Genomic DNA, 16,033 nt, shown 5'->3' on the forward strand with positions numbered 1-16,033 from the left:
TCTTTGCTCAGTGCTTTGGCGCTATCACGACAAATAAAACTACAAAAAAATAAAAAACCCCGCCTGACAATGACGGGTTGGGTACGCGAGACAGTTTGACTACAAGCAAAGTAAACTACTTCAACAAGCTGAACACTTTACTGATCGCCTTACTACCAGCTCCAAGTGGATCCTGACGTATCGCCTTCTCTTCTTCAGCAATCATCAAATACAAACCATCTAACGCTTTTTGTGTGACGTAGCCTTCGACCGTAGCCTCCTGATCAGAAACTGCACTCAGCTTTTGCACCTGCCCCATGACGCTATTGTATTTCGCCGACAATCCCGCTTTATCGGTAACACCTTTCACAATTGGGCGGAATTGTTGCGCCAGCGGTGTGGCTGTTTTTTGCTTAAAAAAATCGGTCACCGAGGTTTCACCGCCGGTCAGAATGTTTTTCGCATCAGTCAGCGTCATCGATTTGACTGCGTTCACCAGCAAGGGTTTTGCCATAGGAACCGCGGCTTCAGCCGCACGGTTCATCGAAACCACGAGGTCATCTAACTGTTGGCCTTTACCTGTCATCTTCAATATTGGTCTGGCTTGTTCCAGCAAACCGGGCAATTGGATTTTGACCTTATCGTTATTCAGAAAACCGTTCTCCACACCCAGTTTAGCAACTGCGGCCACCGACCCCTTATCGAGAGCCGCTTTTAGTCCGGCACTTGCATCCTGATTGCTCAGATCGCTGAATGACAGTGCGCTGACGCTGAAACTGCCTGCCAGCAAGCTAGTCACAAATAAGGTTTTCACGGCTTTTTTTGTGTTGGCATTTGAAAATAAATTCATAAGAACTCCTGCTTTAACTTTCATGGATAGAGAATAAGCGACGATGTTCGCGCATCGCATAGCGATCGGTCATACCGGCAATATAATCAGCAATTTTTCTGGCCTGTGCCTGTGTATCATCTTGGCGTTGAGCCTGATAATCAGGCGGCAGCAAACCAGGTTCCTGCATCAAGGCATCAAACAATTCACGCACCACGCGCCGTGCTTTCGATGTCATGCGGTTCACCTGATAGTGGCGATACAAGTGCTGAAATAAAAATTGCTTCAACTCGCTGGCTTGCAAGTGTACCGCATCCGAGAATGCGATCAGTTTTGGAGCAGCTCTGACATCATCGATCGTCTTCGGCGCTGCGTCCAGAATACGCATCTGCGACGTGGAGATCAGATCCGTAATCAGCGTATTGATCATACGCCGTATCGTCTCAGATATGGCACGCCTTCCTTGAATTCCAGGATACATCGTTTCCACTATTCGACGATGCTGCGCATACAAACTAACTTGCATCATCTGCTGCTCACTCAATAAGTTTGAGCGTATTCCATCATCAATATCGTGATTATTGTACGCAATCTCATCTGCCAAATTCGTCAATTGCGCTTCCAGAGAAGGCTGTGTTTTTTCGATGAAGCGCAAACCCAGATTACCGAGTTGTTGTGCATTTATGAGCGAGCAATGCTTGAGTATGCCTTCGCGTGTTTCAAAGCACAAATTCAAGCCATTAAATGCTGCATAACGCTCTTCCAATGCATCGACGATGCGTAAGCTCTGCAGATTGTGCTCGAAGCCCCCATAGTCCTGCATACAGGCATTTAAGGCATCCTGACCCGCATGACCGAAAGGCGTATGACCCAGGTCATGCGCCAATGCAATGGCCTCAACCAGGTCTTCATTCAAGCGCAAATTACGCGCAATTGATCGACCGATCTGAGCCACTTCCAGGCTATGCGTGAGGCGGGTGCGGAATAGATCCCCCTCGTGGTTCACAAAGACCTGGGTTTTATATTCCAGCCGGCGGAAAGCGGAACAATGAATAATGCGATCACGGTCACGCTGAAACTCACTGCGCGTGTCGGAACTTGGCTCAATAAAAAGCCGCCCTCGCGAATTCGCAGACTGGGCGGCATAACTAGCTAAATGCGTGTCGGAAAACATCATCGTCAGGGCAGGATACTATGACTTAAAGTTTCTAATAATTTGTCCTTGGGTGCAGATGTAATATGAGTACTCCCAAGGGGCTTGAGCAGTATGAACTTGATCTGCCCTCCTTCATTTTTCTTATCCACTTCCATCAAATCCAGCCAGCGCTCTATACCCAGGTCCGGTGCGGTGACCGGCAAGCCTGCATCTTCCACCAATTGTTTAATCCTGGTGCGCGACACAAAATCCAGATAACCCAGACGACAGGATAAATCTGCTGCCATCACCATACCGCAACCCACGGCCTCCCCGTGCAGCCAATTGCCATAGCCCATACCAGATTCAATCGCATGGCCAAAAGTGTGACCAAAGTTTAGTATGGCACGCAGACCACCTTCGCGCTCATCCTGGCGCACAACCTCAGCCTTGATTTCACAGGAGCGTACTACGGCATAGGCGAGTGCAGCCGGATCTTTAGCTCGTAATGCCTGGATATTTTTTTCTATCCAGGAAAAAAAATCCATATCAATAATGGCCCCGTGTTTAATCACTTCGGCCAGGCCGGCCGACAATTCTTTGTCAGGCAGGGTATTGAGTGTCGCGGTATCGGCCAGTACTGCCTGTGGCTGATAAAACGCGCCTATCATGTTCTTGCCCAAAGGATGATTAATACCCGTTTTACCGCCTACCGAAGAATCGACCTGCGACAGCAACGTAGTCGGTATCTGCACGAAAGGGATACCACGCATAAAAGCAGAAGCCGCGAAACCTGTCATATCACCGATCACACCACCACCCAAAGCGATCAGGCAGGTTTTACGGTCACATTTTTGTTCCAGCAAATGATCAACAATCTGCATCAGGCTTGCCCAATGCTTATGCTCTTCTCCATCCGGCAATATCACGGCTGTGACAGTCTTACCGATACCCTGGAGCTGCTGCTGCAAAGCAGACAGATAGAGCGGTGCAACAACGGTATTCGTCACGATCACCACGCGCTTTGCTTGTATCGCTTGCGTCAGAATAGTTGTGTCATCCAGCAGATGCTGGCCAATATAGATGGGGTAGCTGCGCTCCCCCAGATTGACATGTAAGGTTTGAATACCGGCATTGTTGCTCAAAGCAGAACTTATAGGGGATACGGAATTATTCATAGCTGTCGCCGTCAGTTGCGGCACATCGTGACCGGGAGTGGGAAGTTTATCAAGGATATGTTGTACCAGATGCTGCACATTGGGTCGACCAGTTTCTATCACAACGTGGGCAATTTCCTGATACAGGGGATGGCGCTGCGCTTCCAGTTCTTCCAATTTTTTGCGCGGATCCGCAGTACGCAATAAGGGTCGGTTCTTATCGTTACGGGTACGTTGCAAGATGCTGTGTATGCTCGCCCGCAGATAAATTACGGTACCACGTTGCTCCAGCAAACGCCGGCTTTCGGGGTTCAGAATCGCGCCACCACCGGTAGCCAGGATGATATTGTCTTGCGCAGTCAGGTCACGGATGACATCAGCTTCACGCTGCCGAAAACTGGCTTCGCCTTCAATCTCAAAAATGACAGGAATCGAGACGCCAGTTCGCGCCTCGATTTCATGGTCTGAATCAATAAAGCGTTTATTGAGTTTTTTTGCCAGGGCCCGGCCGACTGTGGTCTTACCGGAGCCCATTAATCCTACTAAAAAGATATTATTTGACACAACTTTTCTTTAATAGCTAAACATAAACCATAGTTTAGCATCCGGTGACGGACAAGCCCTTACCATTATCACGGATCGTCATTACTGCGGTTGCTGAGGCCCCCAGCGAATCAACCACGGTAAATGTCACGTTATAGGTACCATTCACGATATATTTATTAGAGCTGTCTACCGGATTGATACAACGCGAAGCATTCGTACCGACTTTAACCAAGAACGTCTGAGGCGTTGTGGTCGAAACTATCGATACATCTGATAACTTCAGATCACTGGTAAAGGCTTTATAAGGGCCCGTACCACCATATATTGTTAAATTAAAGTCGGAAGAAAAGTCCTCCGCCACTTCCAGTACGCTCGGTGACAAACGCAGCAATGACGAATTTTGCGTAACAGTCAGGACCAGTGAGGTCACTGCACCTTGCGTATCCACAATGTTCACCGTTGTTTGACCTGCATTTGCCAATCTGACGGTAAATATACCTGCCGCATTGGGTGAAGACGTAATCGCAGCAATACTGGTGTTGGTACTTGTCACAGTATATGTCGGTGTGCCACCAGAGATTTGGAAGCTCAACGTATCACCAACGGCTCCGGTTGCATTGTTTGGAGACACACTCAGCGCCACGACAGCCTGCGGAGATACAGTCACAGCGATAGGTGACAATTTTGTGCCAACCGCATCGGAAATCACTACATTGGCAGCACCTGGTGTCAACGCTTGCAGACTAAAGCTCGATGTTGTGGTTGGTCCGCCAGGGATGGCAGCAACAGCCGCATTGCTGCTGACAACGGTGTAAGGTGAAACACCTCCACCTATAGTGTACTGGACTGTCGTACCTGTAGACAAAGTAACAGCTGCAGGAGCTGTCGTGTACAGGGAGATACCAACAGAGCCATTTACCGTAACGGCGACTGATACTGTCTTACCTGCACTATCAGTCACCAGCACGGTCGCCGTACCTGCAGCAACACCAGTCACAGTGAATTTATTGGTTACCGGATCCAAAGTCGCTAATGCAATAGATGTCGCACTGCTAGTTACAGTATATGGCGCTACGCCGCCTGAAATACTGTAGCTGGCAGCTTCTTTGATGCCTACGGTAACTGCGGCAGGAGCCGTAGTGAACAATGCATTCGTAGAACCGCCGGCAACAGTCACATCGATAGTCAGTGTCGAGCCGGCTGCATCTGTCAATTTCACTTTGGCACTACCTGTTGAGTCACCACTAATAGTCAGCACGTTACCAGTAACAACCGCGTTGGAAACGATTTTGTTGCTGCTTTCCGCACTGTAAGGAGCCAATCCACCAGCAATCTGATATGAAGAACTGGAGCCCGTTGCAACTGTGATTGCACTTGGCGCTGTTGTATACAAGGTGGCAGAGCTACCAGAGCCAGTAACAGTCACGTTAATCGCTACATTAGCACCAGATGTGTCACTAACATTGATGGTCGTCGCTCCGGTTTTAACGCCATTGATAATAAATGTATTGCCGTTGATACCCACTGTAGCGACCTGTGTGTTTGCACTTACAACCGCATACACCTGACTACCACCACCAATGGTAAAACTTGCACTGGTCGTACCAACACCAACTGTTACGTCTTTAGGTGCAGAAGTGAACAACGCAGAAGATGATCCGACCTGGACCGCAATCGTTATAGACTGACCAGCAGAATCAAGTACTTTGACGCTGGAAGAGCCGATCGAGACACCTGTAATCGTCAATTGATTCCCAGAAACACTTGCAGACGACACACCGCTATTACTGCTACTTGCAAAGTAAGGGGCCGTACCGCCTATGATGGTTTCTACTGTAGACTTGTTGGTGCCGATAGTAATACTTGCAGCCGCAGTAGTGGACAATTGCGTAGATGTACCACCGCCACTACCACCGCTGCCACCGTTGCCTACAACAACACCAATTTTCACCAACGCACCGAGACTATCCGTTACGGTAATGACTGCGTTGCCATTACTAACGCCAGTGATAAAAAATTGATCCGTGCCTACGGTTGTAATATCCGCGACAGATTTATCGCTAGTTGTCACGGTGTAAATTGTCGAGCCACCTTGAATCAGGAAAACACTGGAAGTTTTACCAATCGCAACATTGACTGTCGCTGGAGCATTTGTATTTAACGTCACACCAGTGCCAATCGTAACAGAAATTGTTATTTTTGCACCAGCATTATCCGTCACAGTGACTGTTGCACTACCACTGCCAACACCAACGATAGTGAGCGTTTTATCAATGATACTGACTTTGAGTGCTGAATTGCTGCTTGCCGCCGAATACCCTGGCGTTCCGCCACCCACTGTATAGGTTCTGGTTTCTCCGGGCAGCACATTAATAGATGCAGGCGCCGTAGTGAACAATGCGGCTCCATTCCCACTACTACCAGCCGAGCCGCCGCCGCCGCCGCATGCAGCCAGGAAGGCTGATAAAAATAAACCCGTCAATAACCGGAAAAAAGTTGCCATGGAGCACCTGTAGTTAAGCAAATACATGAATTAAATTAAAACTGTGAGAGATCAGTATCTCAATACCACTTATTTGGCACTGAAACGGTCTGCCATAATTTTCGGTGTAATAAAAATCAGCAATTCTGTTTTGTCATTTGTTTTACCTGTGCTTTTAAACAGATTTCCAAACAAGGGCAGATCCCCGAAAAATGGTATTTTTGTCACACTATCACGTTCAGTCTGCTGGAAGATACCCCCCAACACAACCGTACCGCCATTTTCCACCAATACCATGGTTTTTACCTCTTTCGTATCAATGGCATAACCCATCCTGGTTTCCTGGCCTACGCTGTCTTTGTGCACTTCTACGTCCAGTATCACATTGCCATCCGGTGTGATTTGCGGTGTGACTTCCAGTCGTAACGTCGCTTTACGGAAGAAAATCGAGGTCGCACCACTTGCAGTCGCTACCTGGTACGGCAACTCAGTACCTTGTTCTATCAGGGCTTTCAACTGATCCGCTGTCACGACACGCGGACTGGAAATAATCTTGCCTTTGCCATCTGCTTCCAATGCGGACAATTCCAGATTCAGGAAGCGGTTGGCTGCTGCGGAGAACAGACTGACCGCTAAACTACCCGGGTTCAAACCATTAATACCCGCAGCTGGTAAAGACACGAACTGGGAGTTAGGAACAAAACTCTGATCGGTGATCTTCGCCTGGCCTGTCTGTTCACCAACACCGAGGTAATTACCGGTCAATGCAACCCTTTGATTCCCCTGTAACTGATAGCCTACGTCACCACCACGCAAACCGCGCATATCTGTAAAGCCTAATTTAGCGCCCAGATTTTTGCTGAACTTATCGTCAGCTTCCACAATACGCGCTTCGATCAATACCTGCTTCGACGCGATATCCGTTTTTTGTATCAGCTTCCTGACTTCTTCAATTTTGGATGGGATGTCAGTAATAAACAATTGATTGGTACGAGGTTCTATCACTGCGCTGCCGCGCTTAGATAACAGACGATTTGTCGAGGAACCATCGACACCAAATACTTGTTTGAACGCTTCAGCTTTTTGATAATTCAGCTGGAAAGCTTCCGTTTTCAAAGGCTCCAACTCGGCAATCTGCGCTTTTTGCTCGAGTTCCAGCTTCTCTTTGGTCAGCAATTCATCTTTAGGAGCAATCCAGATCACATTGCCGTTTTTACGCATATCAAGACCCTTGATTTGCATAATATTGTCCAGCGCCTGATCCCATGGTACGTCTTTCAGACGCAGAGTAATCGTTCCCGTCACGGTATCGCTGGCGATAACGTTCAGGCCACTGACCTCAGCAATAATCTGCAAAATCGCACGTACTTCAATATTCTGGAAGTTGAAGGAAATACGCTCACCACGATAGCCTTGGGTACCCTGCACCAGTTTATTCGGGTCTTCCTTAATCGGTCGTACTTCGAGCACGAATTGTGTGTCACTCTGATACGAGCTCTGTTCCCACAATCCCTTAGGCTCGATCACCATCTGTACATTTTCACCATTCGGTGTGGTGGTAATCGTCTGCACAGGAGAGCCAAAATCTGCAACATCCAGACGTTTGCGCAGTATTTCTGGCAATGCCACTTTCAGGAAAGTGACCTGTATCTTTTGACCTTGCTGACGCACGTCGACAGCAACTTGATTGAGGGGCAGATCGACGACGACACGGCCTTCACCATTGACGCCACGACGGAAATCGATATCACGCAAACTGGCCTTGCCTTGCGGCGCTGAATCAGGATTCACAGGCAAGCCCTGTGAATTCACTGCAGTCGCGACACCACCGGAACCATCTATTGTCACGATCAGATATTTCCCCTCTATCGTGGCGGCGTAATTGAGCGGCTTATTGAGATTAAAAATCATGCGAGTACGGCCAGACGCCTCAACCAGCGTGACGGTACGCAGATCACCGATATTTACATCCACGGTACTTTTACCGGTACCGTTAACCACGTCGGGAAAATCCAGCGCTATCCGAGATGGCGTTGCGATGGAAAAGCCAGCCGGCTGCTTTTCGAGTGGATTTTTCATCCCAATCTTGACGACAATATTCGCACCCTGCTGATTGGTGACGACAGACTCAATACTGTTAGACTGAGCAAAAGCCAACTGCGTCAGTCCCAACATGAACAGGAAACAGGCTTTGACAAACATAGCGCCCCTTTTACTTGTATTTATCAACGCTTTCATTTTTGACTCCCCTGCAGCTCAAGCTTAACATTACGTTCAACCCATTCTCCTGTTGCATCCTGGACCGTTTCTTTAATCTGGATTTCAGCATCGGTAATTTTCGTGATCAGACCAAAATTTTGCCCGATGTAGCCACCCTGCTTGGCCTGATACACTTTTTTATCCGACTGTATCAAACCAATACGGGCTGATTTTTTTTCAATCACACCCACCATTTTTAAGGCATCCAGAGGATAGCCTTCCAATTCTTCGCGCGGCCTGTCCATATTGGGACGCAAGCCATTACCACTATCAGGTTTCATACGTGCCAATACAGCCAACAATTTTTCCTGATTAAAGGGATCAATCTCCGACTTCACCTCATAAGAAACCGGCACATAGACTTTCGGCGGATTGAGCTTGGGAGTGACCAGTTTAGTTTCTTTTTTAACCGACTCCATCCACTCCGTGAGCTCAGACGCACCATTGTCACCGCAGCCGCTCAGCACCAGTGTTTGGCCCAGCAAGACCGTCAGAACTAAGAATTTACGTATCATTTCTTGGTCGCCTTTTTCAAGTTAGCCTGGGCGAGCACTTCGTCTTTGTCGAGATAGCGGAAAGTTTTTGCAACGACTTCCAAGGTAAGCAAACCATCCTTATTTGCGGAAATCGCTAAATTATTCAGGGTGACGATACGCGGCAATTTAGCAATATCAGACACGAATTCGCCTAAGTCGTGGTAATTGCCTGAAAGTTTTACGTCAATGGGTAATTCTGCATAGTAGTCTTTAATTACAGGCACACCCGGCTTAAACGAATCAAACTGCAGACCCCGGCCAGCACCAGCCTGGTTAATATCAGACAGCAAAGCATCCATTTCTGCCTTACTCGGCAATTGCTTTTCCATGGTCGCTACATATTGCTGCACTAAGGCACGCTGGTCTTTCAAGGCATCCAGATTGATCGCCTGCTGCATCTTGTCACGGTATTGCTGCTTAAGGGCCTGCTCTTCCTGCTGACGCGCCTCGATTTCTTCGGTTTGGGTGCTCCAGTAAAAAAACCAGCCCAATCCTAACACCACCGCCAGCACCCCGCATGCCGCAGCCAGTCGCGGAGCGATAGGCCACAAGCCCGGATGCAGACCATTCAGGTCCTTAAATTGAGCGCTGATATCATCAAACGCTTCCTGAACATTTATTGCCATCCCCGACCTTCCAATTCTCTTCGTTGACTAATGTCATTTACTTTCATTTACCAGGGCCAGGCTTGGCCAGCTCAGCGGCAGAGGCAGGCGCTTCATCTTTCTCACGTGGACGTTTAATACCTACATTCACAGAGAAATCAGACACTTTTTTAGCGTCACGGCCCTGACCAATGCCAGCAGAATGAATATCGATCAGATCAGGCTTGTACATCCATTCAGACTTGCTGCCAAGATTACGGATGAACTCCGCCACCCTTTCCTGAGATTGCGCATAGCCGTTCACTGTCACACGCTGACCATCCTGTTTGAGAGCGCGCAAATACACCCCTTCCGGGGTGTGCTTCACCAGTTCCTGCAACAAAAACACCGGCTGATTGCGATCACCCTGTAAATCCTCAACCGCCTGCTGGCGTGCTTTGAGCGAGTCAATTTCCTGCTTCAGGTTAGCAATTTCCTTGATTTTGTCATCCAGCACCGCATTCTCTTTCTTGATGAAATTCACGCGGTCGTTCTGTATGCCGATCTGACGTGCGTTAATCGCACCGACCACGACCGTAATCAGCGCGCCAACGATGACAGACAATAGCAGCAAAGAATAAAAATCCTTGATCAGCTGTTTGCGTTTCTCTTCCCTGTGTGGAAGAAGATTAATTTTTATCATCAGCCAAATCTCCGCAAGGCCAGGCCACAGGCAACTGTATAGGCTGGCGCGTCATTTCTTAATGCTTTTTCACTCACCCCGGACGCCAGTTCCATCCCTTTAAATGGACTGACTACCGCCGTTGAAATTTTGGTGCGCTCTGCCACGATATCCACAAGGCCAGTCACTACCGCACAGCCACCGGTCAGGAAAATCTGGTCTACCCGCGTATAAGGTGTCGACGTGAAAAAGAATTGGATCGCTCGCGTCACTTCCAGAGCAGCATTTTCCAGGAAGGGCTCCAGCAATTCCATTTCGTAGCTGTCAGGTAAGTCGCCATTTTTCTTTTTAACTTCAGCTTCCTCCTGCGACAGTCCATAGTTACGCACGATATCCTGAGTCAGCTGACTTCCGCCAAACTGCTGCTCTCTTTCGTATACCACCTCACCATTGAGCATGATGTAGATATAGGTGCGCTTGGCACCAATCTGAAACATCGCGTAAATCTGGTCGCGGCCTTCATTGGCCTGTTTTTCTATCAAACGCTGTATCGCAGCCCGTGCAGCGTAAGACTCAATATCCATCACTTTTGATTGCAAACCAGCTGCTTCAGCAACCGCAACCCTGTCCTCTACTTTTTCTTTACGTGATGCAGCCAACATGACTTCCACATCTTCCTGATTCGCAGCTGGGCCGATCACGCAAAAATCCAGACTCACTTCATCCATAGAAAAGGGAATGTACTGACTCGCTTCAGATTCGACCTGCACTTCGAGTGCCTGATCGCTGAGCGTCATCGGAAGGAAAATCTTTTTCGTGATCACTGCGGATGCTGGCATTGCCAGTGCGACATTCTTTGCTGAAGTACCGCTCTTTTTTAACAACTTCCGTATCGTGTCCGACACCTGCTCAATATTTTCGATATTCCCATCCAGTACTGCACCTTTAGGCAAAGGTTCAGATGCATAGCGCTCCAGACGGAAAGCCTTATTACTTCCCTCGGAGAGCTCAACCAGCTTGATATCGAAGGAACTGATATCCAGACCGATGAGAGGCGGATTTTTTCTGCCGAGCAGTGAAGCAAGATCTAAAGCCAAGAATATCCCCTCATAAACACGTCGATGTGTGTTTTTTACAAATTGAAACAAAACCACCTGAAAAATGTAAAGTGCGCAGAAAAAAGTCTTTAAAAACCGCAATTTACGACACAATTATCCAAGCTTACATGAAATGCTAGCAATATAGACCGCATTGGTAAAGAATTTCCTCAGAGCAGCCATCTGCTACGTTGCCAATTGTCCACGAACGTTTTTTTCTTAGTACCGACGCAAATTTATTCCGGCCAGGTATCGCGATGCTGGCAGTACACATGTACGACCGCAATCCATGCCGCAACCGGGACGCTTTTGTGTCAGTCCTTTTTCTTTAATTCACAGAAACATCCTGCATCAAAGCTAAACAAGGACAGCAGCGCCGAGACGTTATAATGCAAATTGCCAATCGTTACTGTAAAAATTCATGTCCGCTCAAAAAAACACAACTCCGGAAAAAACCTCGGTTACGGCCTCAGACCAGCCTCGCTTACTGCGCCGGATACTGCTCAATACACTGTTCGTGATTACAGGTCTTATCGTTGCAGCTGCGTTAATGATAGGTTTTGCGCTGACGATGGCCTATCCGAATCTGCCTGAGCTGGATTCGATCACCAGCTATAACCCCAAAATGCCCTTACGCATCTACACGGCAGACCATGTACTGATCGGGGAGTTCGGAGAAGAACGCCGCAATGTAGTGCGTTTCAACGAGATTCCGGATGTGATGAAGAAGGCGGTACTCGCGATAGAAGATGATCGCTTTTACGAGCATGGTGGCGTCGATTACCTCGGAATCGCACGGGCGACGCTGCACAATCTGAGCGGTGGCGCCAAACAAGGCGCATCGACCATTACCCAGCAGGTTGCGCGGAATTTCTTTCTTTCCAGCGAGCAAACTTTCAAGCGCAAGATTTACGAAATTCTGTTGGCCTGGAAAATAGAACAGAACCTGAGCAAGGATCAGATTCTCGAAATTTACATGAATCAAATCTACCTGGGACAACGCGCATATGGTTTTTCTTCTGCTGCCCAGATCTACTTTGGTAAGAGTCTGAAAGATATCAGCGTTGCCGAAGCGGCAATGCTGGCTGGCTTACCGAAAGCACCTTCAGCCTACAATCCGGTTGCAAATCCTAAGCGCGCCACAGTGCGACAGCAATACATTTTGCAACGAATGAAACAACTTGGTTACATAAATGATGCGGAATTTGAACAGGCACGCAACGAAGAACTGGTAACCAAGACCGACAGCAGCGATTTTGGCGTTCACGCTGAATATGTGTCTGAAATGGCACGTATGTTGGTTTATGAGCAATTTAAGGAAGAAACGTACACGCGTGGCTTAAACGTGTACACCACCATTACCAAGGCCGATCAGGACGCTGCCTACCTGTCCTTGCGCCGCGGCGTAATGGAATATGAGAAACGGCATGGTTATCGCGGCCCGGAAGCTATCATCAGCATTCCATCCGGCAAAGAAGCGGCTGATGAAGCCATCGAAAAAGAATTAGCCGATCACAGTAACAGCGATGATTTGTTAGTGGCAATGGTACTTGAAGCCAATCCCAAGCAAGTCCGGGCGGTATTAGCGACGGGGGAAGAAATTCGCATCGAAGAAACGGGTCTGAGTTTTGCAGCCAGCGGTCTGTCTGTGAAAGCACCGGCCAACAAGCGCATACAGCGCGGTGCTGTGATACGCGTGATGCAGGAAGGCAAAAACTGGGTGATTACCCAGATGCCTGAAGTGCAGTCCGCTTTTGTAGCAGCAAGTACGGTCGATGGCGCCATTAAAGCCCTGGTCGGTGGTTTCGATTACAACCTGAATAAATTCAATCACGTGACGCAAGCCTGGCGCCAGCCTGGTTCTTCGTTTAAACCCTTTATTTACTCTGCCTCGCTGGAAAAAGGTCTGTCCCCAGCCACCATTATTAATGATGAGCCGCTAAGCTTCGACGCTGGTCAGACCGGTGGACAGGCCTGGGAGCCCAAAAACTATGATGGCAAATACGAAGGTCCTATGACTATGCGTAAAGGGCTGACCAAATCGAAAAATATGATTTCTATCCGCATCCTGCATCGGATCGGTGCCAAGTATGGCCAGGAATATACCAACCGCTTTGGTTTCATCCCTGAGAAAAATCCCCCCTACCTGACCTTGGCTTTAGGTGCCGGCGCGGTTACACCTTTACAGATGGCAGCGGGTTACGCGGTATTCGCGAATGGCGGCTACAAAATCAATCCTTATCTGATTTCAAAAATTACCGATACCAATGGCAAAGTATTAGTGCAGGCAGCGCCGGAAAAAGCCGGGGATGAAAACAACCGTGTGATCGATGAGCGCAATGCCTTCCTGATGGATAGCATGATGAAGGATGTAGTTCGCTTTGGAACGGCGACCAAGGCCTTATCCTTGAAACGACCTGACCTGGCAGGTAAAACCGGCACCACCAATGACTCGGTGGACGCCTGGTTTGCTGGTTATCAGTCTAAGCTGGTGGGAATCGCCTGGATAGGCTTCGATCAGCCTAAGAATCTGGGCAATAAAGAAACCGGTGGTGGCCTGGCCTTGCCGATCTGGATAGGCTATATGCAAAAGGCGCTCAAAGATATTCCTATCGAAGAGCGCCCTGTTCCCAATGGTATTATTTCGGTGAACGGAGATTTCTACTATGCGGAGAATCCGCCAGGTACCGGAGTGACAGACCTGTCTGCCCCAACCAAAGTCATCGAAGAGTAAGCCAGCTTAAGCGCCTTGTTCCTGCGCCAGCCGGGACAAGGTCGCAAATAATTCTGAACCATCACGCGTATTGAGCCAATGCTGGCCATCGTATTTATAGTGGAAGCCACCGCTACGTGCCGCCAACCACATTTCCTGCATTGGTGCCTGACTATTGACGATCATTTTTGACCCGTTCTGTACAAATTCTATCGTGAGCACATTGCCACTGCGTGCGCACTCCACATCGTACAAATCATCTTCGAAAGCCTGCTCGAACATCTCTTCCACTTGCTTCAGGCAAGTTTCAGCCAAATCGAGGAATTCGGTTTCAGTCATGGTACACTCCCGTGGTTTAAATCTTTGAAAACGCCATTTTATACGGTGTTTAGGTAAACCAAGATGCGCACCCTGATTTCATCCCTGCTGTTGATTTGCTTAATAACTGCCTGCGGACAAAAAGGGCCATTGACGATGCCGGATAAGGTGCAGGATACGCCGCGATCTGCACCTCAAACCAAGCCACTCAGCAGTAGTCCGGAAACGCCGCAGAAATAGTACTGCCAGTACGGCCGGAATCAGCCCTGCTGCTGATCCTGACGTAACTGTATCGGGCCCGCCAGATGTGGCCGGCAGCCTTGCACCCCTTGATATACTTGACGAATTTGTGTCATATCTGCCTCTTGTTCGCCGCTGAGTGTCAGATAGTCGACCAGACTAACTTCTTTGCGTTTGAAGTCAAAATACGCACACCCCAAAGGGACTTTCGCTTCCAACGCAATGTGGTAAAAGCCGCTGCGCCAGTGGGGCCGCAGACTGCGTGTTCCTTCCGGTGCCAGCGCCATCCAATACCAGTCTGCGCTGTGCATGGTTTTAGCCAGACGTGTAATCGCACCGGTTGAGGTGCCGCGCTCTACAGGTTCACCGCCTAAGGCTCGCACCACTTTGCCTAATGTGGCGCCAGTCAACCCCTCAAACAGGGAAGACTTGGCGATAAAGTGAAAAGGCATGCCGATCGCGAGTTTGGCCAGGATACCGATAGGAAAATCCCAGTTCGAGGTATGGGGATAGACGATGATCACACCTCTGGGGCCAGGCAGTGGCTTATATCTGACCTGCCAGCCTATCAGGCGCAACATACGTAAAGCACTGCGCTGAACCAGAGTCTCTGAAGTTTTTTCTTGTAATAGATAGCTTGTCATAAAAATTTGGTAGGCTAAATTGCAAACATATTATGCCGTGGAATTTTTAGCGATGCAAAAATCAACAATAGCTTACCACCTGATGCTCACCGCATCCCTCAGCTGCCTGAGCCTGGCCTCCTGGGCAGCACACCCCTTGGTGACTGAAGATCCAAATGTGCAAACACAGGGTAAACAGCAGTGGGAGCTGAATACCGACACCCGTCGCAGCACCATGCCAGGCCAGTCGAATCAGCAAATCAGCGCCCTCACCTACACCTATGGTGCCAACGACCAGCTCGATGTATTTATTAATCTGCCTGGCAGACTGAATCAGTTTGCCGGTGTAGGCGATGCTTCAGCGGGCGTCAAATATCTGTTCGCTCAGAATGCGCAGCACAGCTATGGCCTCAAGCTGGAAGCCTTTATCCCGAGCGGAGCAGAGCGTAAGGGCTTAAGCGACAATGCCTATCAGCTCAGTACCACGCTGATACACAGCTATCATCAGGATCAGTTGACTGTACACAGCAATGTCTACATGAACTGGCACCATTATCGCGATGAGCAAGCCGGCAGCGGTCAGCACACAACCGTATGGCGGCTATCGGGCGCGGCCTTCTATGAGTTCCGCCCAGGCTGGCAGGCCGTACTGGATCTGGGCCTGACTTCTCCTGAATCACGCCAGGAAAAACGCTGGCAGCGTTACCAGACGCTTGGCCTGATCTATGCCTGCACACCTAATCTGGATCTCGATGCGGGTCTGCAATGGAAGCAGACCCAAAGCAGCCGTAGCCATCAGCTCGGCATAGGGCTCGCCTGGCGCTACTGAACCCCACGCTTTCCAAGCCTCAGT

Annotated in this window: 14 protein-coding genes; 3 read left to right on the top strand and 11 right to left on the bottom strand. The window is 49.0% G+C overall.

The window, feature by feature from the left end; genetic code table 11:
• Positions 1 to 115 precede the first annotated feature (115 nt).
• From H8K47_RS07850 to H8K47_RS07890, 9 genes are all read right to left on the bottom strand, one after another.
• Positions 116 to 829: a DUF4197 domain-containing protein gene (locus H8K47_RS07850; protein ID WP_186880847.1), complete on the bottom strand. Its 714-nt coding sequence runs from the start codon at positions 827 to 829 to the stop codon at positions 116 to 118.
• A gap of 13 nt (positions 830 to 842) precedes the next feature.
• Positions 843 to 1,985 carry a deoxyguanosinetriphosphate triphosphohydrolase gene (locus H8K47_RS07855; protein ID WP_408057858.1) on the bottom strand — a complete coding sequence of 381 codons (1,143 nt, stop codon included), beginning with the start codon at positions 1,983 to 1,985 and terminating at the stop codon, positions 843 to 845.
• 2 nt (positions 1,986 to 1,987) lie between these two features.
• Positions 1,988 to 3,664 carry a bifunctional shikimate kinase/3-dehydroquinate synthase AroKB gene (gene aroKB / locus H8K47_RS07860; RefSeq protein ID WP_186880848.1) on the bottom strand — a complete coding sequence of 559 codons (1,677 nt, stop codon included), beginning with the start codon at positions 3,662 to 3,664 and terminating at the stop codon, positions 1,988 to 1,990.
• A 34-nt stretch (positions 3,665 to 3,698) separates the two neighbouring features.
• Positions 3,699 to 6,149: a beta strand repeat-containing protein gene (locus tag H8K47_RS07865; protein ID WP_186880849.1), complete on the bottom strand. Its 2,451-nt coding sequence runs from the start codon at positions 6,147 to 6,149 to the stop codon at positions 3,699 to 3,701.
• Positions 6,150 to 6,218: 69 nt separating this feature from the next.
• Positions 6,219 to 8,330, bottom strand: coding sequence for a type IV pilus secretin PilQ (pilQ, locus tag H8K47_RS07870; protein WP_230410167.1), 2,112 nt, complete (start codon positions 8,328 to 8,330; stop codon positions 6,219 to 6,221).
• Positions 8,331 to 8,362: 32 nt separating this feature from the next.
• Entirely contained in the window at positions 8,363 to 8,902 is a 540-nt protein-coding gene (locus H8K47_RS07875; protein ID WP_186880851.1) for a pilus assembly protein PilP, read from the bottom strand.
• Positions 8,899 to 9,549 carry a type IV pilus inner membrane component PilO gene (locus tag H8K47_RS07880; protein ID WP_186880852.1) on the bottom strand — a complete coding sequence of 217 codons (651 nt, stop codon included), beginning with the start codon at positions 9,547 to 9,549 and terminating at the stop codon, positions 8,899 to 8,901. Before H8K47_RS07880 ends, H8K47_RS07875 begins: the two co-directional genes overlap by 4 nt.
• Positions 9,550 to 9,592: 43 nt before the next feature.
• A complete protein-coding gene (locus H8K47_RS07885; protein ID WP_186880853.1) occupies positions 9,593 to 10,210 on the bottom strand; it encodes a PilN domain-containing protein in 618 nt (205 codons plus the stop codon).
• Positions 10,210 to 11,286: a pilus assembly protein PilM gene (locus H8K47_RS07890; RefSeq protein ID WP_186880854.1), complete on the bottom strand. Its 1,077-nt coding sequence runs from the start codon at positions 11,284 to 11,286 to the stop codon at positions 10,210 to 10,212. The genes H8K47_RS07885 and H8K47_RS07890 overlap by 1 nt, the downstream gene beginning before the upstream one ends.
• Before the next feature lie 421 nt (positions 11,287 to 11,707).
• Between H8K47_RS07890 and H8K47_RS07895 the strand changes: the two genes are divergently transcribed.
• Positions 11,708 to 14,020 carry a penicillin-binding protein 1A gene (locus tag H8K47_RS07895; protein WP_186880855.1) on the top strand — a complete coding sequence of 771 codons (2,313 nt, stop codon included), beginning with the start codon at positions 11,708 to 11,710 and terminating at the stop codon, positions 14,018 to 14,020.
• A gap of 6 nt (positions 14,021 to 14,026) precedes the next feature.
• Here the strand turns inward: H8K47_RS07895 and cyaY are convergent, their stop codons facing one another.
• Entirely contained in the window at positions 14,027 to 14,338 is a 312-nt protein-coding gene (cyaY, locus tag H8K47_RS07900; protein ID WP_162021749.1) for an iron donor protein CyaY, read from the bottom strand.
• Positions 14,339 to 14,401: 63 nt separating this feature from the next.
• Between cyaY and lptM the strand changes: the two genes are divergently transcribed.
• The gene (lptM, locus tag H8K47_RS18720) at positions 14,402 to 14,557 is read left to right on the top strand and encodes an LPS translocon maturation chaperone LptM (RefSeq protein ID WP_186880856.1); all 156 of its coding nucleotides are present in this window, start codon (positions 14,402 to 14,404) and stop codon (positions 14,555 to 14,557) included.
• Positions 14,558 to 14,577: 20 nt separating this feature from the next.
• On the opposite strand, the gene H8K47_RS07910 is transcribed toward lptM, so the two are convergent.
• Positions 14,578 to 15,201 carry a 1-acyl-sn-glycerol-3-phosphate acyltransferase gene (locus H8K47_RS07910; protein WP_186880857.1) on the bottom strand — a complete coding sequence of 208 codons (624 nt, stop codon included), beginning with the start codon at positions 15,199 to 15,201 and terminating at the stop codon, positions 14,578 to 14,580.
• A 52-nt stretch (positions 15,202 to 15,253) separates the two neighbouring features.
• Between H8K47_RS07910 and H8K47_RS07915 the strand changes: the two genes are divergently transcribed.
• Entirely contained in the window at positions 15,254 to 16,009 is a 756-nt protein-coding gene (locus H8K47_RS07915) for a transporter (RefSeq protein ID WP_186880858.1), read from the top strand.
• The last annotated feature ends 24 nt before the right edge of the window (positions 16,010 to 16,033 follow it).

Source organism: Cognatundibacterium rugosum, assembly GCF_014284365.1.
Lineage (GTDB): Bacteria > Pseudomonadota > Gammaproteobacteria > Burkholderiales > Burkholderiaceae_D > Undibacterium > Undibacterium rugosum.